We start from the raw sequence: 25,143 nt of genomic DNA on the forward strand, positions 1-25,143 counted from the left end.
ACCACACCTGGGCGGATCGCCGTGTGTTTTCGTGAACGCATCATCGCTGCCGGCACGTGAACAGACGGTGAGGTTGACCCCCCGAGGACGTCAACGTTGTGCAAAGCGCGTCAGGTTGCCTGGTCGGGCTCCACAGTGAGGGCTCCGTCGACGACGTCGACGGTGATCGTGCCGCTCTCGCCGACGCGTCCTTCGAGGATCGCGACGGCGGAGCGGTCGCCGATCTCGCGCTGGATCAGCCGCTTCAGCGGGCGGGCACCGAACGCAGGGTCGTATCCGTCGTGGGCGAGGCGCTTCCTCGCCGCGTCGGTGACCTGCAGGGTGATCCGCCGCTCGGCCATGCGCTCGGACAGGTGGGCGAGCTGGATGTCCACGATGCGCCCGATGTCGTCCTCGGTCAGCGAGCGGAAGCGGATGATCTCGTCGACCCGGTTGATGAACTCGGGCTTGAAGAACCCGAGCGGGTCTCCGGGCAGGTTGCTGGTCATGATCAGCACCGCGTTCGTGAAGTCGACGGTGCGGCCCTGGCCGTCGGTGAGACGCCCGTCGTCGAGCACCTGGAGCAGAACGTTGAACACGTCCGGGTGCGCCTTTTCGATCTCGTCGAGCAGGATCACGCTGTACGGGCGGCGCCGCACCGCCTCGGTGAGCTGGCCGCCCTCGTCGTAGCCCACGTAGCCAGGAGGCGCCCCGATCAGGCGGGTGACGGAGAACTTCTCCATGTACTCGCCCATGTCGATGCGCACCATCGCCTTGTCGTCGTCGAACAAGAACTCGGCGAGGGCGCGGGCGAGCTCGGTCTTGCCGACGCCGGTCGGGCCGAGGAACATGAACGACCCGATCGGCCGGTTGGGGTCCGACAGCCCTGCGCGGCTGCGCCGCACCGCATTCGCAACCGCGGCCACGGCCTCGTCCTGGCCGATGACGCGGCGGTGGAGCAGCTCCTCCAGATGGACGAGCTTGGACATCTCGCCCTCCAGCAGGCGCGTGACAGGAACGCCGGTCCACTTCGACACCACCTCGGCGATGTCCTCGGCGTCGACCTCTTCTTTCAACATGCGGTTCCCCGCCTGCAGCTCGTCGAGGTGGCCGGTGGCTTCGGCGATGCGCCGTTCGAGCTCGGGGATCCGCCCGTAGCGGATCTCGGCCGCCACGTTGAGGTCGCCCTCGCGCTCGAGCTGGATGCGGAGCTGTTCGAGCTCTTCCTTCAACAGGCGAATGGCGTCGATGGCCTGCTTCTCGGCCTCCCAGTGCTCCTTCATCTCCGCCGACTGCGACTTCAGGGCCTCGAGCTCCACGGTGAGAGCCTCACGGCGCTCTTGCGAGGCGGCATCGGTCTCCTTCGCGAGCGCCACCTGCTCGATCTCGAGCTGCAGGATGCGCCGCTCGACGACGTCGATCTCGGTCGGCAGCGAGTCGATCTCGATCCGCAGCTTGCTCGCCGCCTCGTCGACCAGGTCGATCGCCTTGTCGGGCAGGAAGCGGTTGGTGAGGTAGCGATCGGAGAGCACTGCCGCGCTGACGAGCGCCGAGTCCTGGATGCGCACCCCGTGGTGCACCTCGTAGCGCTCCTTCAGCCCGCGCAAGATGGCGACTGTGTCTTCGACGCTCGGTTCGCCGACGTACACCTGCTGGAAGCGGCGCTCGAGCGCGGGGTCCTTCTCGACGTACTTGCGAAACTCGTCGAGCGTGGTCGCGCCGATCATGCGCAGCTCGCCCCGGGCGAGCATCGGCTTGATCATGTTGCCGGCGTCCACCGCTCCCTCGGCGCCACCTGCACCGACGATGGTGTGGAGCTCGTCGACGAACGTGATCACCTCGCCAGCTGCATCGGTGATCTCCTTCAGCACCGCCTTCATCCGCTCCTCGAACTCGCCGCGGTACTTGGCGCCGGCGAGCATGCTCGCGATGTCGAGAGCGACGAGACGCTTGTGCTTCAGGCCCTCGGGAACGTCGCCGTCGGCGATGCGCCGCGCGAGCCCCTCGACGATCGCCGTCTTGCCGACGCCGGGTTCCCCGATCAGCACCGGGTTGTTCTTCGTCCGCCGGCTGAGCACCTGGATGACGCGGCGGATCTCGTCGTCGCGGCCGATGACCGGATCGATCTTGCCTTCGCGGGCCCGCTCGGTGAGATCCTGGCCGTAGCGCTCGAGAGCCTGGAACGACTCCTCGGGGTTGGGGCTCGTCACCCGGTGGCTGCCGCGCACCTCACGCAGCGCCTGGAGCAGTTCCTCGCTGCCGACGCCGAGGCGCCCGCCCATCGCGAGCAGCAGGTGCTCGACCGACAGGTAGTCGTCCTTCAGCTCCCCACGATGGCGTTCGGCGGCTTCGAACACCGCCGTGAGCTCACGATTCATGCGCGGCTCGTCACCGCCGTACGCCTTCGGCAGCTTGGCGATCGCCTCGTCGGCGCGGTTGCGGACCATCAGCGGCGCCTGCCCGAGCTTCGCGAGCACCCCCGGAACGACGGTGTCGTCCTGGCGCGTCAGCGCCGCCATCAGGTGATCGGCGGTCAGCTCGGGGTTGGAGCGGCCCTTCGCGTCGTCGATCGCGGCGGCGACCGCCTCTTGGGTCTTCAGCGTCCACTGCTTCGGATTCAGCACCATAGAAGGGCCATTCTACTCAGGTGCTACGCATGAAGGTTGACACTACCTGTATCAAGTTTCGGAGACGTTATGCAGCCATTCGACGGCGGCCGGAGCCAGGTCGACCAGCTGCTTGTAGCGCGCCACGTCGTCGGGCAGCGCCTGGAGCGCCGCGCTGAGGCGCGCCGCGTCGTCGGGGCGAGTGGCGAGCTCGGAAAGCGGGCGCAGGTAGGTGCGGATCGTGAACAGCACGCACCCGGTGTCGGGGAAGCGGCGCAGCGTCTCGCGCTCGACGCGCAAGAACAGCTGCTCGCCGGCGGTGGGGTCGCCCACTCTCGGCAGCTGCGGCGGTGCCGGAGCCGTGCCGTCGACGGCCTGGTAGCGCTCGGAGGTGTCGAGCACCCCCCAGCCGAGGCGCCAGAAGCTCTTCTCCGGGCTCAGCCTCGCGAGGAACGCATCGATCGGCGCCGCGAGCTGCTCGTTCAGCCGAGCGACGGGTGCGTGCACATCGGCGAGCGGCCGGCCGAGCTTGGATGCGAGATCCCACCGGTTGGGGAAGCACACGCTGCCGCCGCCGAACACGAGGCTCCCACCCCGTTCGACCATCAGCACCAGGTCTTCTTGCACCAGCCTGCCGGCGAGGTCGAGGGGATGGATTTCGGCCACCCGCCAGCGCTCCCCCGTGCGGCAGTTCTCGATCTCTTCGCCCTCGGCGCCGTGGTGTCGGGCGATGAGCCCCGGACGGTGCGCGTCGAGGTGCGCGAGCAGGGCAGCGAGCACCTCGCGCGCCTCGGGCTCGATCCCCTCCAGCCAGGCCAGCACCGTGGACGGATGCGCGGCGAGGATCTCCCGCTTCGCGGCGAGGTCCTCGTCGTAGCGGGGACAGATCTCGATCCAGTTGGCGAGATCGAGAGGCCGCAGCCCCAACCTCCAGCGGAACTCCCCGGACTGGTACGGCTGGTAGTCCGGGTCGCCCCCCGCCGGCAGGTTCGCCTCAGGAGTCGGCATCGAAGACCGCCGCGCGCTTGGCGAAGACCGCCATCTGCTGGCGGAGAGGCACGAGGTCACGGCGCTGGCGGCGCTCGGCAGCGTCGTCGGCGTCGCGCGCCGCGCGCCGTGCGGCGTCGAGCTCGGCCCGCAGCCGATCGTTCTCCGCCTCGAGCTCCATCACCCGGCGGATGCCCGCCAGGTTCATCCCCTCGGCGGCGAGCTCGGCGATGCGGCGCAGGCGGTCGATGTCGGCGTCGGAGTAACGGCGATTGCCCCCCTGCGTGCGCGCCGGCAGCACCAAGCCGCGGCGCTCGTAGATGCGCAGCGTCTGGGGATGCATACCGGCGAGCTCGGCGGCCACCGAGATCACGTAGACGGCTTGGGTGTGGGTTCGCACGGGTCGGGGCACCTCCCCTGGTCAGTTCTCGTGGTCGTCCGGTGCGCTCGAGGCGCCCGGCAGGTGAGACCTGGGTGAGACGGTAGTAGCACTCGCTAGCTGTTCGATCGCTGCGCGCTCGGCCGCGGTGAGCGACTTCGGCACGGCGACGTCGACGGTGACGATGAGGTCGCCGGCGCTCTTCGACGAGGCGATGCCCTTACCCCGTACGCGGTGGCGCGAGCCGGACTGGGTGCCGGGCTTGATCCGCAAGGAGACGGCCGGCCCGGCGAGCGTCGGCACGTCGATCGTCGCGCCGAGCGCCGCCTCGGCGAACGTCACCGGCACGCGCACCGTGAGGTTCTTCCCGTCTCGGCCGAAGACGCGGTGCGGGGTGACGTGGCACTCGACGAACAAGTCGCCGGCCGGGCCGCCGTTGCGTCCCGGGGCGCCGCGCCCCTTGAGACGGATGCGCTGGCCGTCGGCGACGCCGGCGGGAATGCGCACCTTCACCTCTCGCGGCCGGCGCTCGATGCCCGCGCCGCGGCAGGTGGGGCAGGGATCGGGAATCGTCACGCCGGTGCCCTGGCAACGCGTGCACGGGGTCGAGAACGAAAAGAGACCCTGGTTGTCGTCGATCACCCCTCGGCCGCCGCATTGCGAGCACGGCACGGGTGTGGTGCCGGGCTTCGCGCCGCTGCCCCCACACGTGGTGCACGACGCGTCGGTGGTGAGGTACAGAGTGGTCGTGATCCCCCGTACGGCGTCGACGAAGTCGAGCGTCAGCGCGGCCTCGAGATCGGCGCCGCGACGCGGGCCGGCCCCCGAGCCACCGGAGCGGCGACGCCCGCCGCCGAACATCTGCCCGAGGACGTCACCAAGGCCGCCGGCGTCGCCGACGTTGAATCGGAAGCCACCCGGGCCCTGCGCGCCCTGGGCCCCGTAGCCACCACCCATCGGGCCCATCGGACCGAGCTTGCGCACCTCGTCGTACTCGGCCCGCTTGGCCTCGTCGCCGAGAACGTCGTACGCCGCGGATACGTCCTTGAACCGATCTTCGGCCGTGCTGTTGCCGGGGTTGGCGTCGGGGTGCAGCTCACGGGCCAGCTTGCGGTACGCCTTGGTGATCTCCTTCTGCGTCGCGCCTTCGGCGACGCCGAGGACGCGGTAGTAGTCCTTCTCGAACCACTCACGTTGCGGGGCCACGAGTCACCGACCTTCCGACGCGGGTCAGCCCCGCACCTTCACCATCGCCGCACGCAGCACCTTGCCCTTCCACAAGTAGCCGGTGCGCAGCACCTCGGCCACCACCGGGCCACTGCCCTCGCCCGGCTCGTGAAGGACCGCCTCGGCAACGGCGGGGTCGAATGCCGCGCCGTCGAGGTCGAGCACCTCGAGCCCCTGCTTGCGCAGCTCGGCCAGCAACAGGTTGAACAGCGGTTCGACCTCGGCTGGGTGGGCGAGATAGGCCTGCTCGGCCGCGTCGAGCACGGGGAGCATCGCCTCGACGAGGCGCCCGGTAGCGCGCTGCACCTCGTCGGACTGCTGCTGGGCGACGCGCTTGCGGAAGTTCTCGAAGTCGGCCTGCAGGCGCAGGGCGATGTCCTTGAACTGGTCGCGCTCCGCGAGCAGGGCGTCGACGTCGTGCTCGAACTGCTCCTCGGCGGTCTCGGTCGCCTCGGCGTCGGTTTCGACCGCGGCGTCGAGCTGCGCGTCGAAGTCGGTCGCCGTGGAGTCGTTCTCGGTCGGCGTCGCGGCGATGTCGTTCTCGGTCGGCGAGTCCATGAGGGGACCGCCGCTCACTGCTCGTCGTCGACGATCTCGGCGTCGACGATGTCGTCGTCTCCGCCACCGGGTGCGCCGGCGGGGGGCGAGTCCTGGCCCGAGGCGGAGGTGCCTGCCGCGTCGGTGTCACGCGCCGCGGCCTCGTAGAGCTTCTGGCTGAACCCCTGGCTGGCCGACATCAACGTTTCGGTGGCGGACTTGATCGCCGCGTAGTCGTTGCCTTCGAGCGCCTTGCGCAGGTCGCTCAGGGGCTGCTCGACGGCGGCGCGCTCGTCGGCGGAGACCTTGTCGCCCTGCTCACGCAGCACCTTGTCGGTCTGGTAAACGAGCGAGTCTGCGTTGTTGCGGATCTCGGCCTCGTCCCGGCGCTGGCGGTCTTCCTCGGCGTGCGCCTCGGCGTCTTTCACCATCCGGTCGATGTCGTCCCTCGCGAGAGTGGACTGGCCGGTGATCGTCATCGACTGCTCCTTGCTCGTGGCCCGGTCCTTGGCGGACACGTGCACGATCCCGTTCGCGTCGATGTCGAACGTGACTTCGATCTGGGGCACGCCGCGCGGCGCGGGAGGCAGGTCGACGAGCTGGAACTTGCCGAGCGTCTTGTTGTACGCCGCCATCTCACGCTCGCCCTGCAGCACGTGGATCTCTACCGAGGGCTGCATGTCGTCGGCAGTGGTGAACACCTCGGTGCGCCGGGTGGGGATGGTGGTGTTGCGCTCGATCAGTCGCGTCATCACGCCGCCCTTGGTCTCGATGCCGAGCGACAGCGGGGTGACGTCGAGCAGCAACACGTCCTTCACGTCGCCCTTCAGCACGCCGGCCTGGATGGCGGCACCGATCGCGACGACCTCGTCGGGGTTGACGGTCTTGTTCGGCTCCTTGCCGGTGAGCGACTGGACCAGCTCTTGCACCGCGGGCATGCGGGTGGAGCCGCCGACCAAGATGACGTGGTTGAGCTCGCCCTTGGTGACGCCGGCATCCTTCAGCGCCTGCTCGAACGGCACACGGCAGCGCTCGATCAGGTCGGCCGTCATCTCCTGCAGCTTGGCGCGGGTGAGGCTCTCGTCGAGGTGGAGAGGCCCTTCGGGAGTGGCGGTGATGAACGGCAGGTTGATCTGGGTCTGCTGCACCTGGCTGAGCTCCATCTTCGCCTTCTCGGCGGCCTCCTTCAGGCGCTGGCCGGCCATCTTGTCGGTGGACAGGTCGATGCCGTGGGCCGCCTTGAACTGCTTGACCAGCCAGTCGATGATCCGCTGGTCCCAGTCGTCGCCGCCGAGGCTCGTGTCGCCGTGGGTGGACTTGACCTCGAACACCCCGTCGCCGATCTCGAGCACGGACACGTCGAAGGTGCCCCCACCGAGGTCGAACACGAGCACGGTCTCGTCTTCGGCGCCCTTTTCGAGGCCGTAGGCGAGTGCCGCCGCGGTGGGCTCGTTGATGATCCGCAGCACCTCCATCCCGGCGATCTGGCCGGCTTCCTTCGTCGCCGTGCGCTGGGCGTCGTCGAAGTACGCGGGCACGGTGATGACCGCCTGGGTGACCGTGTCGCCGAGGTACGCCTCGGCGTCGCGCTTCAGCTTCATCAGCGTGCGGGCGCTGATCTCTTGGGGGGTGTAGCGCTTGCCGTCTACGTCGTCGGTCTTCCACGACGTGCCCATGTGGCGCTTCACGGAGCGGAACGTGCGGTCCGGGTTGGTGATCGCCTGACGCTTGGCTACCTCGCCGACGAGGACCTCACCGGCCTTCGAGAAGGCGACCACCGACGGGGTCGTGCGCGCTCCCTCGGAGTTGGGGATGACCACCGGGTCGCCGGCTTCGAGCACGGCGACTACGGAGTTGGTGGTGCCGAGGTCGATGCCGACGGCCTTGGGCATAGCGGTGCCTCCTGGGGAGATCGCGTTCTGGGGTGACGCCAGCCTAGGAGCAGCATTCGCTGCTCGCCAACGTGAGACGAAGAAAACTTGAGTCGGTTCGACTCAGGTTGAGACCGAGGCCCCGGGGGTGCTCGGGCGACGGCGCCTGGCGGTGATCGGCGTCAGCACGCGCACCACCGCCGCGGCGACCGCGACCGTGGTCAGCAGCAGCGCCAGCGCCTGGTAAGCGCGGTTGGTGACGTCGGTGCCGGCGAGGCCGGCGTGCACGCTGACCCCCCAAACTGCGACGTAGCTCGTGTAGTGCACGCCCTTCCACCACGGCCGCGGCATGCGCCGCAGGGCCAACGAGGTGCCCTGGACGCCGAGGAGCAGCCAGAAGGAGACGACGCCGACGGCGACGGCCCCGGTACGCCACGACGACGCTCCCGGCACCAGCAGGTCGGCCCAGCCGAAGTGCACGTAGTTGTCGGCGACGAGCGCCACCAGGTGCAGGACCGTGAACCACACGGCGAGACCGCCCAGCCAACGATGCATCGCGGCCAGCCAAGCCGGCCGGTCGGCCGGCTTCAGGACCCGCGTCGCGAGCAGGACCCCCCACACCACGCTCGCGACGAGCAACGCCCAGGCGACCAGCCCGCTCGCCCGCGCGAGGTACCACCACACCTGCTCGTTCACTACGAGTACAGCTCCCACGACTCGTTCGTGATCGTCGAGCCGTCGTCCAGCACCGCGCGGCCGCCCAGGCCGTGCATGTCGAGCACGCCACCGGCGCGCAGTGCCGTGTCGGGACCGAGGACGAACACCGCCTTGGTCCAAGCCTCGGCCCACGCCGCGCTCGCGGCGACGACGGTGGCGGCGACAAGATCCCCCCGGCCCGGTACGGCCGTCGCGCACGGCTCGGCAGTGCGTGGGTCGAGCAGGTGGTGACGGCGGACTCCGGCCGTGTTCCACGACCGCCACCGCGTGCCCGATGTCGCCACGGCGCCTTCCGCGAGGCTGACCCGCGCCGTGCCGGGTCCGTTGCCGGCGACGGCGATCGACCAGCATGCTTGCCCGCCGCCGGGGCAGCCCACCACCCTCACGTCGCCGCCGAGGTTGACGAGGGCGCCAGTGGCCCCTGCCGCGATCAGCTCCGCGGCGACGAGGTCGGCGGCGAGGCCCTTGCCGAGTCCACCCGGGTCGAGGGTCGTCCCCCGCGGGAGCTGCACCAGTTGCGCCATCTCGTCGACGAGCACGCCCTCGACGTCGCCCCGCACCCGTGCCCCCGAGGGGAGCATCGTCGAGCAGCGCCGGTCGTCCCAGCTCGCCTCGTAGCCGAGGGCGACGAGCGCCGGCAGCAGCGTCGGGTCGAACGCGCCGCCGGTGGCCCGCGCCGCTTGGACGAGGTGAACGACGAGACGAACGGTGTCGGCGCTCGTCGTGCACGGGCTCCCGGCGGCGAGGTTGAGCCTGCTGATCTCGCTGCCGGGCAGGAAGCGGCTCCACCGTCCTTCCAGCTCGGCGACCCTGCCGACTGCGCGCGCGACGAGCGCGTCGGCGAAAGCGTCGGGCGAGTCGTCGGGGGTGACGACCAGCACCTCGGCCCGGCACGCCATCGCGCGCCACGTGTGCCGGCGGGTGGTCGGGCGCGTCGCCGGCGCCGGTGCCATCAGTTGGAGGCCTCGCTCGTCGCATGCACCGGGACCGGCACCTCCACGCGTACCGGCGCAGCCGCCGTTGCGGCGAGCTGCGTCGCAGCCGGTGCGGTGGGCACCGGCACCAGACCCCGCGATCCGGCGAAGTCCGCCGTCGCTGCCGCGCCGGGTTGCGCCGGCGGAACCTGCTCGGTCTCGGCGGCGCGGGCCGACCATCCGTACGCGGCGGTCAGCCCGAGCACGGCCGTAGAGGCGAGAGCGGCCGACACGATCTTGCCCACCTCGGCCACCTGCGGGCGGCGCTCGGCGGTGGAGGATCTCCGGGCATGCAGAGCGGCGAGGCGTGCGGCCGCCGCGTCGGTCGTCGCCGAGTCAGTCGTCGTCGTCGCGGCCATGGTCGTCGCTGTCGTCGTTGCTGTCGTCGTCGCTGTCGTCGTCGTGATCGTCGTCGTCGCTGTCGTCGTGATCGTCGTCGTCGTGATCGTCGTCGTGGTCGTCGAAGGCACCGCCGCCGCCGAGGGCCCGGGAGCCGACGGAGGTGACCACCTCCCCGTCGGCGAGGAGCGCCGAGAAGCGCACCTCGGTGTCGCTCGACGCGAGCACGACGTCGAGACCACCGATCGCGTTCTGCTCGGTGGCGACGTGGGTCCAGCCGGGCCCGGGCTCGACCGACGCGAGCGCGAGCTGGCCGCCGGCGGAGTCGAAGGTGACGATGCCCGTCGGGCCGAGATCGAAGCTGACCAGCGTGGAGGTAGGCGCAGCGGAGGGCTCCACCGTGACCTCGGCCGACGGTGCGGGGACCGACGTGGACGCGAACGCCGCCAGGGCGGTGGAGTCGGCCGCGCTGCTCTGCAGCACCTGGGAGTTGACGAGAGCTGCCGCCGAGCCGGCGGCGAGAACCCCGGCCACCGACAGCACCGTTGCCGTGCGTGTCTTCATGGCTGTCGAAGGTACGTAGGCCACGTCCACGGGTCGCACCGTGAACATCCAAGGAACGTCCAAGACCTCGCCCTGTTGTTGCCAAGAGCGCGCCGTTGCGCAGCGGGCGACACCGCGGCGCGGTCCAGAATGGCCAGATGAGGATCCTGGTCGTCGAGGACGACACGGCGATCGCGGTCTCGCTCGTCGACGGTCTCGAGGCGGCTGGCTACGAGGTGCGCCACGTGGCCACCGGCGCCGGTGCCCTCGCGGCCGACGTGGCGGCGGTGGCCGACATCGTGCTGCTCGACCTCGGCCTGCCGGACATGGACGGCAGCGACGTCTGCCGCAAACTGCGTGCCGCCTCCAACGTGCCGATCATCATCTGCACCGCGCGGTCCGACGAGCTCGACCGGGTCCTCGGGCTGGAGCTCGGCGCGGACGACTACGTGACGAAGCCGTTCAGCCTGCGCGAGCTCGTCGCCCGCATCCGCGCCGTCACCAGGCGGGCGGGCACGGCCGGCTCCGAGCTGGTGGGGTCGGGGGACTCGGTGCAGGCGATCGGTTCGCTGGAGATCGACCGGCGCACGCGGCGGGTCCACCTCGCAGGCGATCTCGTGCAGCTCACCGCGAAGGAGTTCGACCTACTCGCGTTCCTGGCGAGCGACCCAGGAGCGGTGCGCACCCGTACCGAGATCCTCGAGCGGGTGTGGGACGAGCACTGGTACGGCCCGACTAAGACCGTCGACGCCCACGTGGCCGGGATCCGCAAGAAGCTCGGCGACGCGCGGTGGATCGAGGCCGTGCGCGGCGTCGGCTTCCGCCTGGAGTCCCCGGGGTGAGGCTGCGACTCGTCGCCGTGCTGGTTGGCATCACGGCGATGATCCTGCTCGTCCAGGACGTACCCCTCGCCGCCCACCTCCGCCGGGTGGAGCGCGACCGGATGGTCACCGGGCTGGAGCGCGACGCGTTCACCTTGGCGGGGCGGGCAGAGGAAGCACTGGAGCTCGCCGACCCCGAGCTCGCCGCCGGCCTCGCCGGCAGGCTCGTCACGTACAGCACCGAGACCGGGGGGCGCGTCGTGGTCACCGACTCGGCCGGCATCGCCGTGGCGACCTCCGACGAGGAAGCCGGCACGGGCAACGACTTCTCGACCCGGCCCGAGATCGCGGCCGCCCTCGGCGGTGAACCGACGTCGGGCGAGCGCGACTCCGTCACGCTCGGCACGCGGCTGCTCTACGTGGCGGTGCCGGTGCTGAGCGGCGAGGACATCGTCGGCAGCGTCCGCATCACGTACCCCGCCGGCGAGATCGACGACCGCGTCGAGTCCCGCGTGCGCGGTCTCGCCGTCGCCGCGGCCATCTCCCTCGCCGTCGCGCTCGCCGCGGCACTCGCGTTCGCGGCGACGGTCACCCGTCCGCTGCGCCGGTTGCGCGCGGCCACCGAGCAGCTCGCCGCAGGTGATCTCTCCGTGCGGGCCGAGCAGGACGAGGGACCGCCGGAGGTGCGCGGGCTGGCGGCTTCGTTCAACACGATGGGCGAACGCCTGCAGCGCAACCTCACCCGCCAGAGAGCGTTCGCCGGCGATGCATCGCACCAGCTCCGCACACCCCTCACCGCGCTGCGGCTGCGACTGGAGCAGGCCGCCGAGCTGCTCGACACCGATCCAGCCGCCGTGCGACCCCACCTCGAGTCCGCGGCGCACGAGACCGAGCGCCTGCAACATCTCGTCGACGGCCTGCTCACCCTCGCGCGGGCCGAGGAAGGCGCGCGCCGGGTCGAAGTTGTGGACGCCGCCGCGGTCTGCAGAGAGCGGGTCGCCGTGTGGGAGGCGCTGGCCGGCGAGCAAGGCGTCCACCTGGCGGCCCTCGTGCCGGGCAGGCTCGACGTCACCGCCGTGCCCGGCGCCCTGGAGCAGGTGCTCGACAACCTGATCGACAACGCCCTGCGGGTCGCTCCGCCGGGTACCGCGGTCGACGTCACCGCTGCCTCGGAGGAAACGGCGACTGTCGTCGTGCGGGTCGAGGACCGCGGCCCGGGGATGACCGACGCCCAGATCGATCGGGCGTTCGACCGCTTCTGGCGGGCCGGCGACGCTCCCGCGGGCGGGTCGGGCCTTGGGCTCGCCGTCGTAGCGTTGCTCGTAGAGGCGAGCGAGGGCACGGTGACCCTGCGCGGACGCGAAGAGGGTGGGCTGGTCGCCGAAGTACGCCTCTGCGCCGCCCGGCCCTAGCCGGGGTGACGCCCGCCGGCAGGTGACAGACTCACCGCCATGTTTCCGGGCGATCACGACATCGAAGCCGCAGTCGACGAGCTGGCGGCGGCGCTGCCCGCACGCCTCGTCGCGCTGGCGCGCATCGCCTACGACTACCGCTGGGTCTGGAGCGCCGACGGACCGGCGTTGTTCGCCGCGCTCGACCCGGACCGCTGGCACAGCGTCGGGCACAACCCGGTGCGCTTCCTGGTGGGTGCGCCGCGGGCCCTGCTCGAGCGCGTGAACGACGACGACGCGATCGTCGCGCGCGTCGAGCGCCTCGCGGCCGAGCTCGCCACCGATCGCAATCGCCCCTGGCCGCCCCAGCCCGACCGCGCGATCGACACCGAGCACCCGGTCGCCTTCTTCTGCGCCGAGTTCGGCGTGCACGACTCGTTGCCGATCTACTCCGGCGGTCTCGGCGTGCTCGCGGGCGACATCTTGAAGGAGGCCTCGGACCTCGCCGTGCCGATGGTCGCCATCGGCCTGCTCTACCGCACCGGCTACTTCCACCAGCGGATCGACGTCACCGGGATGCAGCACGAGTACTGGCTGGAGTCCGACCCCGACGACCTGCCGTGCGTGCAGGTCACCGACCCGGAGGGTCGGCCGGTGATCGTGACCGTGCCCGTCGACGACGAAGACATCTCCGCGCAGGTGTGGCGGGTCGACGTCGGACGTGTGCCGCTCTATCTGCTCGACACGAACCTGCCGACCAACAGCGACGTCGGCCGATGGGTGACCTCGCGGCTCTACGAGAGCAACCGGGAGATCCGCCTGGCCCAATACGCGGTGCTCGGGGTCGGCGGTGTGCGGGCACTTCGCGCGCTCGGCATCGAACCGGCGGTCAACCACTTTAACGAGGGACACCCCGTGCTCGGCGCGTTCGAGATGCTCGCCAGCCTCCGCTCGCGCGGCGTACCTGACGACGCCGCGTGGCAGGCCGTGCGTGAGCAGGTGGTGTTCACCACCCACACCCCCGTTCCCGCAGGCAACGAGACATACAGCCGGGAAGAGATCGTCTCCGTGCTCGGCCGGGTGGCCGACCTGGCCGGCGACCGCGAGCGCGCCCTGGCCGAGGGGCGGCTGCACCCCGGTGACACGTCGGAACCGAGCGGAATGACCGCCCTCGCGCTGCGCATGAGCCGCAGCGCGAACGGCGTCAGTCGCCGCCACGGCCAGGTGGCGCGCGAGATGTGGCAACCGATCTTCCCCGGTCGCTCCGTCGACGAGGTGCCCATCTCCTACGTCACGAACGGTGTGCACGTGCCGACGTGGCTGCGCGGCTCGATGCGCGCGTTGCTCGACCGCTACCTGCCCGAGGACTGGCTGCGTCGAGCCGACGATCCGGCCACCTGGGAGGCCGTCGACGACATCCCCGCCGTCGAGCTGTGGGCGGCGCGCAACGCGGCCAGGAGCCGGCTGATCGAGCTGGTCTCGCACCGTTCCACCAGCGACCGGCTACGTCGTGGTGAGCCACTCGACTACGCCGCCGCCGCAGGGACCGGGCTCGACCCGGACCGGCTGACGATCGGGTTCGCACGCCGGCTGGCGACCTACAAGCGGCTCCACCTGCTGTCGCTGATGCCCGAGCGCGCGCTCGCGTTCATCGACGGCCCGCGACCACTGCAGTTCGTCTTCGCCGGGAAGGCCCACCCGGCCGACGCCGAGGCGAAGGAGGTCGTTCGCGCGCTCTTCACTCTGAAGGGGGCGCCGCAGGTGGCCGGGCGGGTGGCGTTCCTCGAGGACTACGACATGCGCCTCGGCGTCGGGCTCGTGGCCGGGTGCGACGTGTGGGTGAACACGCCTCGGCCGCCGCTCGAGGCGAGCGGCACCAGCGGGATGAAGTCGGTCTTGAACGGCGGCCTGCAGCTCTCGGTGCTCGACGGGTGGTGGGCCGAGGGCTACGCCGGGACGAACGGCTGGGCGATCGACGGCTCCAACGACGCCGACCACGGAGCCCAGGACCTGCGGCACGCCGCGCAGTTGTTCGACCTGCTCGAACACGAGGTGGTGCCGATGTTCCACGACCGTGACGCGCAGGGCATCCCGCAGCGTTGGGTCGACATGATCCGGGCCAGCCTGCGCACCAGCGGGCCCCGCTTCTCGGCCACGCGCATGGTCCGCGAATACGCCACGTCGGTGTATCCGGGCGCCGACGCCGTCTGAACGGCCGGGGGTCAGCCGGGTCAACCGGCTTCGACCGGGTCAGCCGGCTTCGACTGCGGCGAGAACGGCGAGCGCGTCGCGGGTCGCGGCGACGTCGTGCACCCTCACGATCGAGGCGCCGCGCTGGACGGCGAGCACCGCCGCCGTGACCGAGCCGACGAGCCGCTCCCCGACGGGCCGGCCGGTCAGCTCGCCGATCGTGCGCTTGCGTGACAGACCGACCAGGATCGGGCACGCGGTCGCGGCGGCCAGTTCGGGCAGCCTGCGCAACAGCTCGACGTTGTGCCCCGGAGACTTGCCGAAGCCGAACCCGGGATCGACGACGATGCTGTCGCGCTTCAACCCCGCCGCCTCACACGCGTCGACGCGCGCGCGCAAGAACTCGGCCACCTCACCGACGACGTCGTCGTAGACGGGCTCGTCCTGCATGGTGCGCGGGTTGCCGCGCATGTGCACCAGGCACACCGCGACCCCAAGCGACGCGGCGGCGGCGAGCGCGCCTTCACCGCGCAGCCCGTAGACGTCGTTGACGAGCGACGCCCCGGCCCCGACGGCGGCGCGCATCACCTCGGCCTTCGACGTATCGACCGAGATCATCGCGTGCGGTGCAGCGGCCGCGATGCGCTCGACCACCGGGACGACCCGCGCCAGCTCCTCGGCGACGGGTACCGGGTCCGCGCCCGGACGTGTCGACTCACCGCCCACGTCGACGATGTCGGCACCTTCCGCGAGGAGCGCGAGCGCGTGAGCGGCTGCGGCGGCGGTGCCGGAGAAGCGCCCGCCGTCGCTGAACGAATCGGGCGTGACGTTGACGATGCCCATCACCAACGGGCGCTCGAGCCCGAGCAGCCGACCGCGGCAGTCGAGCATCGGTGCTGGCATCGCCGTTGCCTCAGCCGAGTCGCACCGACCGGGCGACCCTGCCGGCGCGGGGATGGGCCGCGGACACAGTCACCTCGGTACCGGGTGCCGCGCGCACGACCCAGGTGTGCAGCACGCGGTCGGGGGTGCCGTCGTTCGGCGACCATCCGCCGATCCGGTGCGCGGCCCGCCCCTCGAGCTGGGCGAGCTTCGCCCGGGCGGGCGACCCGACGACTGTGGCGCCCTCACCGGTGACCTCCACCATGAGCGGCAGCACGAGGCGAAGCTTGCGCGCCAGCTTCGTGACGTCGGTCGGGAGCCACCCGGTGTTGGCGACACCGGCGCGCACGCGCCACAGCCCGTCGGCCGCGTCGCCGAGGGGTTCGGCGTCGGCGAGGAGCAGCTCGAGCCGCGGCGACGCGAGGGCCAGATGAACGGCCCATTCCGCGTGGGGAGCCACCTCTGCCCGCAGCAGCGGCGTCGGCGGATTCGACCACACGTGCAGCCAGTCGGCCCCGCCGAGCTCGAGCGGACCGAGCTCGGGATGCTCGAACGGGTACCAGGGCACGTACGCGCCGGGGGCGTGCTCGTCTGCCCAGCGGGCGACGGCGAGCTCCTGCTCGGGAGTCGGGCCGACGTACCAGATGTCGGTCGGCGCCCGCTCGCCGGTGGCCGCCGCGATCACGTCCCAGAACTCGGTGGTCCACGAGTACACACCGAGGTGCTCGTACGCCCAGTCGTCGGCGGCGCCGCTCATCGTGGCGGACTTGTCCCACGTGAAGTCCTCGAACACCGAGTGCACCCGATAGCCGGTCAGCTCCGTTCCGGGCCGGCCGAGCTCCTTCCACATCCACACGTCTGCGGGCGCCAAGGTGCTGTCGGCCTTGGTGCTGCTCGGGCGCAGCAGCACCCCACCGAACGTGTGGAACGCGTTGTAGCTGCACACGTTCGTGCGGCTGGAGACCGCCCGCACGAGGGCGTCGATCTCGGGCTCCGACATCGGGTGATCCCCCGCCCCTGCCACCTCGGTCCCCCAGCCCGCAGGGAAGTTGCGGTTCAGATCGAGCCCGGAGGGGTCACGCGGCGTGGGGACGGTGAAGCCGTCGTAGTCGTGGAGCACCCCCTCGCTCAGCAGGCGGTAGCGCGTGGTGCCGACGGGGGCACCTGCGGGGCCGACCGGCACCATCACCCTGGCGTCCTCGGGGTGCTCCATCCAGGCGCCATCGGGATCGGCCAGACGCATGTGCAGGATGCGCCCGTCGCCGTCGACGTCTTCTTCGTGCAGGCCGGGCCAGCGATGGTCGTCGATCCACGGCCAGGGACGCACGCTCGAGCGCAGCAGGCGCGGCGGGGTGGCGAGCGCCGCCTCGACCCCGTCGGGGTTCACGCGGGGCGCGACGTAGAACGTACGGGTGCGCAACGCCTCGACGACCGCGGCCTCCCCGGCGGCGTAGCGCTCGACGAGGTGGTGGACGAGGAACAGCGCGGCGACGCCCCCGGTCAGCTCGGTGGCGTGGATGTTGGCGTCGGTCCAATGTGCCGGCTTGTCCTGAGGTTCGCCGGTGGAGCGGTCGGTGACGGTGACGAGCCACAGCTCACGGCCCTCGTGGGAGCGCCCGTAGCTCTCGAGCGACACCAGGTGGGAATGCGTGTCCGCCATCGTCTGGAGCCACGCGGTCAACTGCTCGTGGTCCAAGTAGCGATCGAAGTCGTACGGAAGGTCGCTCACCGGGCGGACGCTAACCGCGCCCGCGCCAAGGCCGTCTCGGTACCCGACGTCTTAGTGTCTCTGCCATGACCGGCACCCTCGTCATCGTCCGTCACGGCCAGAGCACGTGGAACGAGCAGAACCTGTTCACCGGTTGGCGCGACGTGCCCCTCACCGCCCAGGGCTGCGCCGAGGCCACCGCCGCGGGCCACACCATGGCCGCCGCCGGCCTCACGTTCGACCTTGTGCACACGAGCGTCCTGACGCGGGCGGTGGTCACCGCGAACCTCGCGCTCGACGCGATGGGGCTCGTCTGGCTGCCGGTGCAGCGCCACTGGCGGTTGAACGAGCGCCACTACGGCGCGCTGCAGGGCCTCGACAAGAAAGAGACCACCGAGCGCCACGGCGCGGAGCAGACCAAGCTGTGGAGGCGCAGCTACGACGTGCCGCCGCCGGCGGTGGAGCGCAGCAGCCCCGAGCATCCCGTGAACGACCGTCGCTACCACCGGCTGGCACCCGACGTGCTGCCGGCGAGCGAGTGCCTGGCCGACGTCGTCGCCCGCGTGCTGCCCTACTGGCACGACGTCATCGTGGCCCAGCTCCGCGCGGGGCTCGACGTACTCGTCGTGGCCCACGGCAACTCGCTTCGCGCGCTGGTGATGCACCTCGAGGGGATCTCGCGCGAAGAGATCGCCGGGCTCAACATCCCGACCGGCGCGCCGCGCCGGTACACGTTCGACGGCGACGTCGCGATCACGTCTGCTGAGTACCTCGGCGACGCGGCAGCGATCGCCGCCGCCGCCGACGCCGTGGCCAAGCAGGCCGGCGGCTGATTCGGGCGCGCCTATGCTGGGCTGATGTTCAGCAAGAAGGCGTTCATCGAGCACCTGCGTCCGGTCTCTCTGTTCGCCGGGTGCTCGAACAAGGATCTCGAAAAGATCGCCAAGGCCGGCGACGAGGTGCGCATGCCCGCTGGTTCCCTGATCGTCGACCAGGGCCAGACCGGCAGCGAGGCGTTCGTCCTCATGGACGGCACGGCGACGGTGCGCCGCAACGGCAAGAAGATCGCCACCCTCGGGCCCGGCGCCGTGCTCGGCGAGCTGTCGCTGCTCGACCACGGGCCGCGCACCGCGGCCGTCGTCGCCGAGTCCGAATGCACGCTGTTCGTCATCGGCCAGCGTCAGTTCCTCGGTGTCCTCGACGAGGTGCCAGCTCTATCCCACAAGCTGCTCGCCACCCTCGCCGGTCGCGTCCGCGACCTCGACCGCCAGTACTTCGGCTGAACCAGCCCCGGCGGGGCCGGCGCCCCAGCGCGGGAATGGGCCGTCACCACCTGAGGAACTAGCGTCGGGCGCGTCATGGGAACGCAGATCACCCCCGACGCGCCGGCGCCCAAATCGTCGCGGCGCCTGAGGCCTTACCAGCTCTCCATCGCCATCGGCACGTTGATGGCGATCTTCATCGTCGTGTCCGGCATCTTGCCGCTGGTCACCGGCTGGGAGAACGACTCGCCGATCCACCGCGAGGTGTTCGGCGGCATCCCCGGCGCAATGAAGCTCGCGTTCTACACCATCGTTCCGGTGTTCGTGCTGTGGGGGGCCTTCCGCTTCGCCGACCGCATTCGCAACTGGGAGCGGGGCGGGCCGGACCGCCGCCGCACCACCAAGCAGAACGTGAAGCGGCGTCTCGCCGACTTCCGCGCCGGTGTCTACATGCGCACGCTGCTGCGCGACCCCGCCGCCGGGTTGATGCACTCGATGATCTACTTCGGCTTCCTCGTGCTGCTCGGCGTGACGACCGTGCTCGAAGTCGACCACCAGCTACCCGAGGACCTGAAGTTCCTCCACGGTGACGTGTACCGCGGCTACGCCCTCGTCGGTGACCTCGCCGGTGTCGTGTTCACCGCCGGAGTCGTCTGGGCGGTCCTGCGCCGATACGTGCAACGTCCGTACCGCATCCGCATCAAGACCAAGCCCGAGCACGCCGTGATCCTCGCGGTGCTGTTCACGATCGGTGTCAGCGGCTTCGGGACCGAGGTGTTCCGCATCGCCGAGGGCACCGCGGCGGGCGAGAACCTCGACCACGAACGTTGGGCGTTCGTGAGCTATCCCCTCGCGCAGCTCGTCGACGGTTCGAGCGTCGACACGCTCCAGTTCTGGCACCAGGTGTGGTGGGTGCTCCACATCGTCGCGTTCTTGGTGTTCCTCGCCATCTTGCCGATCACCATGCTGCGCCACGTGTTCACCTCGCCGCTCAACATGTACCTGCGCGACAAGGAGCGCCCGAAGGGCGCGATGAAGGCGATGCCCAACCTGACGGAGACCGAGCTGGAGAGCTTCGGGGCATCGGTGGTCGAGGACTTCACCTGGAAGCAACTGCTCGACACCGACGCCTGCACGATGTGCGGGCGCTGCACCAGCGTGTGCCCCGCGCACGCCACCGGCAAGCCGCTCGACCCGCGCGAGATCGTGCTGAAGACCGGCGAGGTGATGGCGGCCACCGCCGCCCACGCCCCTGGAGGCTCGGTGAGCCCCCCGATCGGCGTCGATCGCGAGATCACGATCGGCGCCAACAGCTTGTTCGAACGCATCACCGCCGAAGAGGTGTGGGCATGCACCACCTGTAAGGCGTGCGACGAGATCTGCCCGGTGAACATCGAGATCCTCGACAAGATCCTCGACATGCGCCGGTACCTGTCGCTGATGGAGTCCAACTTCCCCGCGGAGCTCGGCAACGCGTACCGGGCGATGGAGAACCAGGGCAACCCGTGGGGGATGAGCCAGGGCGACCGCGCCGACTGGGCCAAGGGGCTCGACGTCACCGTCGTAGAGCCGGGCACCGAGCTGACCGCGGAGTACCTCTACTGGGTCGGGTGCGCAGGCAGCTTCGACGACAAGAACAAGCGGGTCACCCAGGCGATGGCCAAGCTGTTGAAGCGCGCCGGGATCGACGTGGCCGTGCTCGGGCCTTCGGAGATGTGCACCGGCGACTCCGCCCGGCGCAGCGGCAACGAGTACCTGTTCCAGATGCTCGCGATGCCGAACATCGAGATGCTCGACAGCATGGGCGTGAAGAAGATCATCACCCAGTGCCCGCACTGCTTCAACACCTTGCAGAACGAGTACCCCCAGCTCGGCGGCAACTACGCGGTGATCCACCACAGCCAGCTGCTGGAGCATCTCATCGATACCGGTCGACTCGACGTGTCGATGGCAACGCTGGAGGAGCGGATCACCTACCACGACTCGTGCTACCTCGGCCGGCACAACGACGTGTACCTCGCGCCACGCAAGGTGGTCGGCTCGATCAAGGGCGTCGAGGTGGTGGAGATGCAGCGCAACGGCACGAAGGGGATGTGCTGTGGTGCCGGCGGGGCACGGATGTGGATGGAGGAGTCCGTCGGCGTGAAGGTGAACGACGAGCGCGCGAAAGAGGCGCTGTCCACCGGGGCGAGCCGCATCGCCACCGCGTGCCCGTTCTGCTACATCATGCTCGACGACGGCGTGAAGGCGGCCGGGGCCGACGAGGACCAGGTGAAGGTGGCCGACATCGCGATCCACCTGCTCGACGCGATCGAGCGTGGAGAGCGCGCGCTCGACAGCCCCGCGGCGCCGCTGCTCGGCCTCGACCAGGCGCCGGTGCTCGGCGAATAGGGCGACGACGTTGTCCGAGCGCCCCGGGCCCGTACTCGTCACGGGAGCCAACTCGGGCATCGGGCTGGCCGCCACGCTGCGCTTCGCAGCTCGCGGGTGGGACACCTGGGGCACGGTGCGCTCGGCGCAAAAGGCGGCTCAGCTCCGCGACGCGGCGCGCGTCGCCGGCATCGACGCCGACCTGGTCCACCCCGTGGTGCTCGACGTGTCGGACCACGCCGCCGTGGTGGAACGCTGGCCGTCACTGCCGGCCTTCTACGCGGTGGTCAACAACGCCGGCTACTCCGAGCTCGGCGCGGTGGAAGAGGTCCCGGCCGAGCAAGCTCGACGCCAACTCGACGTCAACCTCGTCGCCCCCGCGGTCGTCGCCGCCTGTGCCCTGCCGGCGATGCGTGACCGCGGTGCCGGCCGAATCGTGATGGTGTCCTCGATCGCGGGCAGGGCGGCGCTGCTGCCGCTGAACGGCTGGTACCACGCCTCGAAGTTCGGCCTGGAGGCGCTGTCGGACGTGCTGCGGATGGAAGTCGCCGCCTTCGGTGTGAAGGTGATCGTCGTCGAACCGGGGTTCTTCCGGACCGAGATCGAGCCCCGCGCCGCGCAGCAGGCCACCGAGCGGTTGGAGGCCGGAGCCGAGGCCGGTGAAGGCGGTTCGCCGTACCGGTCGGCGTACCGCCGGTTGCGCTCAACGGCGGGGCTGGTGTCGTCGCTCGCGCCGCCGCCCGAGATCGTCGGCCGCTCGATCGTCAAGGCCGTCGAGGCTCGCCGACCGTTGCGGCGCTACCTCGTCGGCATAGACGCGATGACCCTGGCGGCCACGGCACCGCTGCTGCCGCGCCCGGTGACCGACGCGATCGCCCGGTACGCGGCTGACCTCAAGAAGTGAGCGGTCCGCCGACCGCGCTCCCGCCGGTCAGCGCCTGCCGAGGTCCATCGTCCAGTAGAGGGTGCCGTCGGAGGAGGCCACGGCGGCGACGCCGATCTCGGTGAAGTTGGCCGACAGGATGTTCGCCTTGTGCGGGGCGCTGCCCATCCACGCCGACATCACGTCGGTGGCGCTGCGCTGCCCGGCGGCGACGTTCTCGCCCCACGCCCGCCAGACGTAACCGGCGGCCGTCATCCGTTGGCCGGGGTTGGAGCCGTTGGCGCCGGTGTGGGTCATCGTGCGACGCGCCGCCTGGTCGGCCGAGTGCGACTGCGCGGCAGCGGTGAGCTTGGTGTTGACGGCCAGCGCCGGGAGTCCCGCCGCCGCCCGGTGCTGGTTGACGATCTGCACCACCTGGGTCTGCACCGAGCTCGCCGTGCTCGGGGGCAGGGTCGTGGTCGGCGTCGGGTTCGGCGGGGGAACCGGAGTGCAGCCAGGCGCAGGGGCACAAGAGCCCATCAGCGCCGCGACAGCGATTGCGCCGTAGACGCCCATCCGCCGGGGACGCCACTGCCGAGCACGCCACGCCAGGCGATGGTGCTGAATCATCTGCGCTTCTCCGATCACACCCGCTCCCAGTGGTCGATCAACCGCGAACGGTCGACGTCATCAAACTGTAACACATCATGCGAGCTGACGCGCTCGCACCTGTGTATCGGCAGCTAGGCGGCCCGACTCAAGGCAGATCGTCTTCGGCGGTGGTGCCCGGGATGTCGAAGCGGACGTCGGCCAGCTCGGCCAGGGTGGAGAGGTCGTGGGCGCGCAGCCCGCCGGCGCTGACCGTCACCAGGTCGCCACTTGCCACCATCGAGCGCCGGATCGGGAACCAGTGGAACAGCCGGCCCTGCTCGACGAGATCGTCGCCGACCACCTGGGCCACCACCGCCGACTCGCAGCCCGGGCCGGCGGCTCGCACGCAGACCAGCTCGCGCGGCACGACCACGGTGCCGGTCTCGGCCCACCACAAGAACGCATGCGGGTCGAAGGCCGCTTCGGTCGTCTCGCCGACCTCGAGCGTGTCGAGCAGCTTCGGGTCCGACGCATCGGCGACGTCGAAGAGCGAGAGCTGCGTGCCCGTCACGGCGCCCTGGTCCGTGGCCGAGTAGCCCACGGCGAGGACGCGGCCCTCGCCGATCGGGTGGAGGTAGGTGGAGAAGCCGGGGATCTTCAGCTCACCCTCCAGCGTCGGATGGGCGGGGTCGGAGAGGTCGAGCACGTAGAGAGGGTCGACCTGGCGGAACGTCACCACGTAGCCGCGGTCGCCGAGGAAGCGCACCGCCTGGATCTGCTCGGTGACCCCGAGCCCGGTGACGGCGCCCACCTCGACCAGCTCGGAATCGTCTCGCTCGAACACGTGCACACCCGACGCCTGCTCCTCGCCGAAGCCGAAGCCCTGGGTGGTCGTCGCCACACGGAGATGATCCTCGTACTCCGAGAGCGAGTACTGGTTGAGCACGGTGCCGTCGACAGATCCCGACGCGAGGTAGGCCGAACCGGCCGCGTCGGCGAGGTCGAAGGCGTGCAAGTCGGTGTGCGGCGGCTCGGGCACGACCGGCACCGTCTCGCCGAAGGAGTCGTCGTAGCGCACGGTGGCGACGTACATCGTGGTCGACGAGGCATACACGGTCTGGGCGTCGGCGACGAGGCCGCTCGTGCCCTGCACCACTGGCTCCTCCGCAGCCATGTCGATCGTGGCCACCCAGGTGAGCCCGAACCCGGAGAAGTCACCCGGGTGCCCCATCGCGGCGCAATCGAGCGCCGCCACCAGCGGTGAGCGATCGCCCTCGGGCCCGACCGTGAACGCACGCGGCAGCAGGTCTTCGGCCTCGATCGCCTGGATCACGGCGGTGTTCTCTTCGAGGGCCTGCGCCTCGGACTCCTCGGTCCCCCGCCGCGGGTAGACGAACGGCACCCGGTCGGTGAGCCCCGCGCGCAGCACGATGCGCGCGGTCCCGTCGATCGCGCGGGTGGCGAGGACGTAGCCCTCGAGGTGGCTGCGCCCGGCCAGGGTCAGTACGCCGTCGGCGACCTCGTAGATCGCGGCCACCGTGTCCGACGCGGCTCCCGTCCACGATTGGGTGACGAGCAGCAAGCGGTCGCCGGACAGGATCATCTGGTGCTCACCCTGGGGGACGGCCTCTTCGGTGAGCAGGGTCTGCGTGGCCAGGTCGACGCTGCGCAGCGTGTGGTCGATCACGCTGTATACGAAGCGGCCGTCCGTCTCAGTGAGGTCGCCCTCGTCGACGCCGGCCTCCTGGGTGTTCGTCGTCGACGTGCCGCCGGTGCCTTCACCGGTCACCGCGGTGTCCGGCGCGCGCCCGCTGTCGTCGCTCGGAGCATCGGTGGCGGCGGGCGCCGTTACGAAGTCCCCGTCCTCACCGCGCCAGTAGCCGCCGCCGTCGAGGCCGTACGGGCCGACGCGCTCGAGCATCCGCTCCTTCGTCCATCCGAGGAAGGCGTCGCAGTCGCCGAACTCCTGGTAGGGCTGCACCGCCGCGCCCGGACCGCCACCGACGACGGTCCCCGGACCGGTGTCGTCGGTCGTGTCGTCGGTCGTGTCGTTGGTCGTGTCGTTGGTCGTGTCGTTGGTCGTGTCGTTGGTCGTGTCGATCGACGCGCCGTCGCCGGTGCTGCAGGCGGCGAGCATCAACGCGAAGGCGACCAACACGGGTGCCCCATGGCCGACGAGACGGGGGCGGCGGCTGGCGAACGAGGTCATGGCAGTGTGACGACGGTCGCCATCAGCTGGTTCCCGCGCTGAACAAGTCCGCGGCGCTCAGGCGTCGCGGAAGTTCTCGAAGTACCGGCTCGGGGTGGGGCCCTCCTGGCCGTGGTACTTCGAGCCGGTCGCCCCGGCACCGTACGGACGGTCGGCGGGCGTGGTCATCTCCATGAAGCTGACCTGGCCGATCTTCATGCCCGGGTACAGCGTGATCGGCAAGCTGGCGACGTTCGCCAGCTCCAAGGTGATGCGGCCGTCGAAGCCGGCGTCGATGAAACCCGCCGTCGAGTGGATGAGCAGTCCCAGCCGTCCGAGGCTCGACTTGCCCTCCACCCGGCCGACGAGGTCGTCGGGCACGGTGATGCGTTCGAGCGTCGAGCCGAGCACGAACTCCCCGGGGTGCAGCATGAACACGCCGTCGTCGGGGATCTCGACGAGCTCGGTCAGCATCCGCATGTCCAACTTGACGTCGATCACACCCGCGGTGTGGTTGCGGAACACCCGAAACAGGTTCGCGACACGCACGTCTATCGACGACGGCTGGATGAGCGCCTCGTCGAGGGGATCGATCACGATGCGTCCGGCAGCTATCGCCTCGCGCAGGCTCCGGTCGGAGAGGATCACGTGCCGCACCCTAGTGAAGCCCGCCGGGGAGCGCCGTGGCCTCCGTCGGTGCGTCGCGCTAGCCTCGCCGG

22 protein-coding genes are annotated in these 25,143 nt (G+C 70.6%); 7 read left to right on the plus strand and 15 right to left on the minus strand.

Annotated features, from left to right (window positions below; genetic code table 11):
• Positions 1-110: 110 nt before the first annotated feature.
• The 10 genes from IPM43_07255 to IPM43_07300 all read right to left on the minus strand — a co-directional run bounded on the left by IPM43_07255 (position 111) and on the right by IPM43_07300 (position 10,180).
• Positions 111-2,606, minus strand: coding sequence for an AAA family ATPase (locus IPM43_07255; GenBank protein ID QQS26134.1), 2,496 nt, complete (start codon positions 2,604-2,606; stop codon positions 111-113).
• A gap of 51 nt (positions 2,607-2,657) precedes the next feature.
• Positions 2,658-3,593: a DUF3445 domain-containing protein gene (locus tag IPM43_07260; protein QQS26135.1), complete on the minus strand. Its 936-nt coding sequence runs from the start codon at positions 3,591-3,593 to the stop codon at positions 2,658-2,660.
• Positions 3,580-3,915 carry a MerR family transcriptional regulator gene (locus tag IPM43_07265; GenBank protein ID QQS26367.1) on the minus strand — a complete coding sequence of 112 codons (336 nt, stop codon included), beginning with the start codon at positions 3,913-3,915 and terminating at the stop codon, positions 3,580-3,582. Before IPM43_07265 ends, IPM43_07260 begins: the two co-directional genes overlap by 14 nt.
• Positions 3,916-3,993: 78 nt before the next feature.
• Positions 3,994-5,157, minus strand: a complete 1,164-nt coding sequence (gene dnaJ / locus IPM43_07270) for a molecular chaperone DnaJ (protein ID QQS26136.1) — start codon at positions 5,155-5,157, stop codon at positions 3,994-3,996.
• A 24-nt stretch (positions 5,158-5,181) separates the two neighbouring features.
• Positions 5,182-5,736, minus strand: a complete 555-nt coding sequence (locus tag IPM43_07275) for a nucleotide exchange factor GrpE (GenBank protein QQS26137.1) — start codon at positions 5,734-5,736, stop codon at positions 5,182-5,184.
• Between the two features lie 14 nt (positions 5,737-5,750).
• Positions 5,751-7,607 carry a molecular chaperone DnaK gene (gene dnaK, locus IPM43_07280; GenBank protein QQS26138.1) on the minus strand — a complete coding sequence of 619 codons (1,857 nt, stop codon included), beginning with the start codon at positions 7,605-7,607 and terminating at the stop codon, positions 5,751-5,753.
• Between the two features lie 102 nt (positions 7,608-7,709).
• A complete protein-coding gene (locus IPM43_07285) occupies positions 7,710-8,282 on the minus strand; it encodes a ferric reductase-like transmembrane domain-containing protein (protein ID QQS26139.1) in 573 nt (190 codons plus the stop codon).
• Positions 8,282-9,256, minus strand: coding sequence for an FAD:protein FMN transferase (locus tag IPM43_07290; GenBank protein QQS26140.1), 975 nt, complete (start codon positions 9,254-9,256; stop codon positions 8,282-8,284). Before IPM43_07290 ends, IPM43_07285 begins: the two co-directional genes overlap by 1 nt.
• Positions 9,256-9,636, minus strand: coding sequence for a hypothetical protein (locus IPM43_07295; protein QQS26141.1), 381 nt, complete (start codon positions 9,634-9,636; stop codon positions 9,256-9,258). The genes IPM43_07290 and IPM43_07295 overlap by 1 nt, the downstream gene beginning before the upstream one ends.
• Entirely contained in the window at positions 9,614-10,180 is a 567-nt protein-coding gene (locus tag IPM43_07300) for a hypothetical protein (GenBank protein ID QQS26142.1), read from the minus strand. Before IPM43_07300 ends, IPM43_07295 begins: the two co-directional genes overlap by 23 nt.
• A gap of 137 nt (positions 10,181-10,317) precedes the next feature.
• Between IPM43_07300 and IPM43_07305 the strand changes: the two genes are divergently transcribed.
• From IPM43_07305 to glgP, 3 genes are read left to right on the plus strand one after another with little or no spacing between them, the layout of a single operon-like run.
• Positions 10,318-11,001, plus strand: a complete 684-nt coding sequence (locus tag IPM43_07305; protein QQS26143.1) for a response regulator transcription factor — start codon at positions 10,318-10,320, stop codon at positions 10,999-11,001.
• Positions 10,998-12,392: a HAMP domain-containing histidine kinase gene (locus IPM43_07310; GenBank protein ID QQS26144.1), complete on the plus strand. Its 1,395-nt coding sequence runs from the start codon at positions 10,998-11,000 to the stop codon at positions 12,390-12,392. Before IPM43_07305 ends, IPM43_07310 begins: the two co-directional genes overlap by 4 nt.
• A gap of 39 nt (positions 12,393-12,431) precedes the next feature.
• Positions 12,432-14,582, plus strand: coding sequence for an alpha-glucan family phosphorylase (glgP, locus tag IPM43_07315; protein ID QQS26145.1), 2,151 nt, complete (start codon positions 12,432-12,434; stop codon positions 14,580-14,582).
• 39 nt (positions 14,583-14,621) lie between these two features.
• Here the strand turns inward: glgP and folP are convergent, their stop codons facing one another.
• Positions 14,622-15,452 carry a dihydropteroate synthase gene (folP, locus tag IPM43_07320; protein ID QQS26368.1) on the minus strand — a complete coding sequence of 277 codons (831 nt, stop codon included), beginning with the start codon at positions 15,450-15,452 and terminating at the stop codon, positions 14,622-14,624.
• A gap of 22 nt (positions 15,453-15,474) precedes the next feature.
• The gene (locus IPM43_07325) at positions 15,475-17,172 is read right to left on the minus strand and encodes a carboxypeptidase (protein QQS26146.1); all 1,698 of its coding nucleotides are present in this window, start codon (positions 17,170-17,172) and stop codon (positions 15,475-15,477) included.
• A 65-nt stretch (positions 17,173-17,237) separates the two neighbouring features.
• On the opposite strand from IPM43_07325, the gene gpmA reads away from it, so the two are divergent.
• The 4 genes from gpmA (at position 17,238) to IPM43_07345 (ending at position 21,687) form a co-directional block, all read left to right on the plus strand.
• The gene (gene gpmA, locus IPM43_07330) at positions 17,238-17,984 is read left to right on the plus strand and encodes a 2,3-diphosphoglycerate-dependent phosphoglycerate mutase (protein QQS26147.1); all 747 of its coding nucleotides are present in this window, start codon (positions 17,238-17,240) and stop codon (positions 17,982-17,984) included.
• A gap of 24 nt (positions 17,985-18,008) precedes the next feature.
• Positions 18,009-18,434 (plus strand): cyclic nucleotide-binding domain-containing protein, encoded by a 426-nt coding sequence (locus IPM43_07335; protein QQS26148.1) that lies wholly within the window; start codon positions 18,009-18,011, stop codon positions 18,432-18,434.
• Between the two features lie 75 nt (positions 18,435-18,509).
• Positions 18,510-20,804, plus strand: a complete 2,295-nt coding sequence (locus IPM43_07340; protein ID QQS26149.1) for a 4Fe-4S dicluster domain-containing protein — start codon at positions 18,510-18,512, stop codon at positions 20,802-20,804.
• A gap of 10 nt (positions 20,805-20,814) precedes the next feature.
• On the plus strand, positions 20,815-21,687 hold the full coding sequence (locus IPM43_07345) for an SDR family NAD(P)-dependent oxidoreductase (GenBank protein ID QQS26150.1): 873 nt from the start codon (positions 20,815-20,817) through the stop codon (positions 21,685-21,687).
• 27 nt (positions 21,688-21,714) lie between these two features.
• Here the strand turns inward: IPM43_07345 and IPM43_07350 are convergent, their stop codons facing one another.
• From IPM43_07350 to IPM43_07360, 3 genes are all read right to left on the minus strand, one after another.
• On the minus strand, positions 21,715-22,275 hold the full coding sequence (locus IPM43_07350; protein ID QQS26151.1) for a CAP domain-containing protein: 561 nt from the start codon (positions 22,273-22,275) through the stop codon (positions 21,715-21,717).
• A gap of 127 nt (positions 22,276-22,402) precedes the next feature.
• On the minus strand, positions 22,403-24,445 hold the full coding sequence (locus tag IPM43_07355; protein QQS26152.1) for a beta-propeller domain-containing protein: 2,043 nt from the start codon (positions 24,443-24,445) through the stop codon (positions 22,403-22,405).
• Between the two features lie 57 nt (positions 24,446-24,502).
• Complete coding sequence (locus IPM43_07360) at positions 24,503-25,072, minus strand: dCTP deaminase (GenBank protein QQS26153.1); 570 nt, start codon at positions 25,070-25,072, stop codon at positions 24,503-24,505.
• Positions 25,073-25,143 lie beyond the last annotated feature (71 nt).

This window comes from Actinomycetota bacterium (assembly GCA_016700055.1).
Taxonomy (GTDB): Bacteria; Actinomycetota; Acidimicrobiia; order Acidimicrobiales; family Ilumatobacteraceae; genus Kalu-18.

Bases quoted from the DNA above. Each gene is read 5' to 3' on its own strand.
- glgP (QQS26145.1), top strand. From the start codon at position 12,432: ATGTTTCCGGGCGATCACGACATCGAAGCCGCAGTCGACGAGCTGGCG.
- IPM43_07300 (QQS26142.1), bottom strand. From the start codon at position 10,180: ATGAAGACACGCACGGCAACGGTGCTGTCGGTGGCCGGGGTTCTCGCC.
- IPM43_07290 (QQS26140.1), bottom strand. From the start codon at position 9,256: ATGGCACCGGCGCCGGCGACGCGCCCGACCACCCGCCGGCACACGTGG.
- IPM43_07350 (QQS26151.1), bottom strand. From the start codon at position 22,275: ATGATTCAGCACCATCGCCTGGCGTGGCGTGCTCGGCAGTGGCGTCCC.
- gpmA (QQS26147.1), top strand. From the start codon at position 17,238: ATGACCGGCACCCTCGTCATCGTCCGTCACGGCCAGAGCACGTGGAAC.
- folP (QQS26368.1), bottom strand. From the start codon at position 15,452: ATGCTCGACTGCCGCGGTCGGCTGCTCGGGCTCGAGCGCCCGTTGGTG.
- IPM43_07335 (QQS26148.1), top strand. From the start codon at position 18,009: ATGTTCAGCAAGAAGGCGTTCATCGAGCACCTGCGTCCGGTCTCTCTG.
- IPM43_07265 (QQS26367.1), bottom strand. From the start codon at position 3,915: ATGCATCCCCAGACGCTGCGCATCTACGAGCGCCGCGGCTTGGTGCTG.
- IPM43_07295 (QQS26141.1), bottom strand. From the start codon at position 9,636: ATGGCCGCGACGACGACGACTGACTCGGCGACGACCGACGCGGCGGCC.
- dnaK (QQS26138.1), bottom strand. From the start codon at position 7,607: ATGCCCAAGGCCGTCGGCATCGACCTCGGCACCACCAACTCCGTAGTC.
- IPM43_07260 (QQS26135.1), bottom strand. From the start codon at position 3,593: ATGCCGACTCCTGAGGCGAACCTGCCGGCGGGGGGCGACCCGGACTAC.
- IPM43_07340 (QQS26149.1), top strand. From the start codon at position 18,510: ATGGGAACGCAGATCACCCCCGACGCGCCGGCGCCCAAATCGTCGCGG.
- IPM43_07275 (QQS26137.1), bottom strand. From the start codon at position 5,736: ATGGACTCGCCGACCGAGAACGACATCGCCGCGACGCCGACCGAGAAC.
- IPM43_07355 (QQS26152.1), bottom strand. From the start codon at position 24,445: ATGACCTCGTTCGCCAGCCGCCGCCCCCGTCTCGTCGGCCATGGGGCA.
- IPM43_07255 (QQS26134.1), bottom strand. From the start codon at position 2,606: ATGGTGCTGAATCCGAAGCAGTGGACGCTGAAGACCCAAGAGGCGGTC.
- IPM43_07305 (QQS26143.1), top strand. From the start codon at position 10,318: ATGAGGATCCTGGTCGTCGAGGACGACACGGCGATCGCGGTCTCGCTC.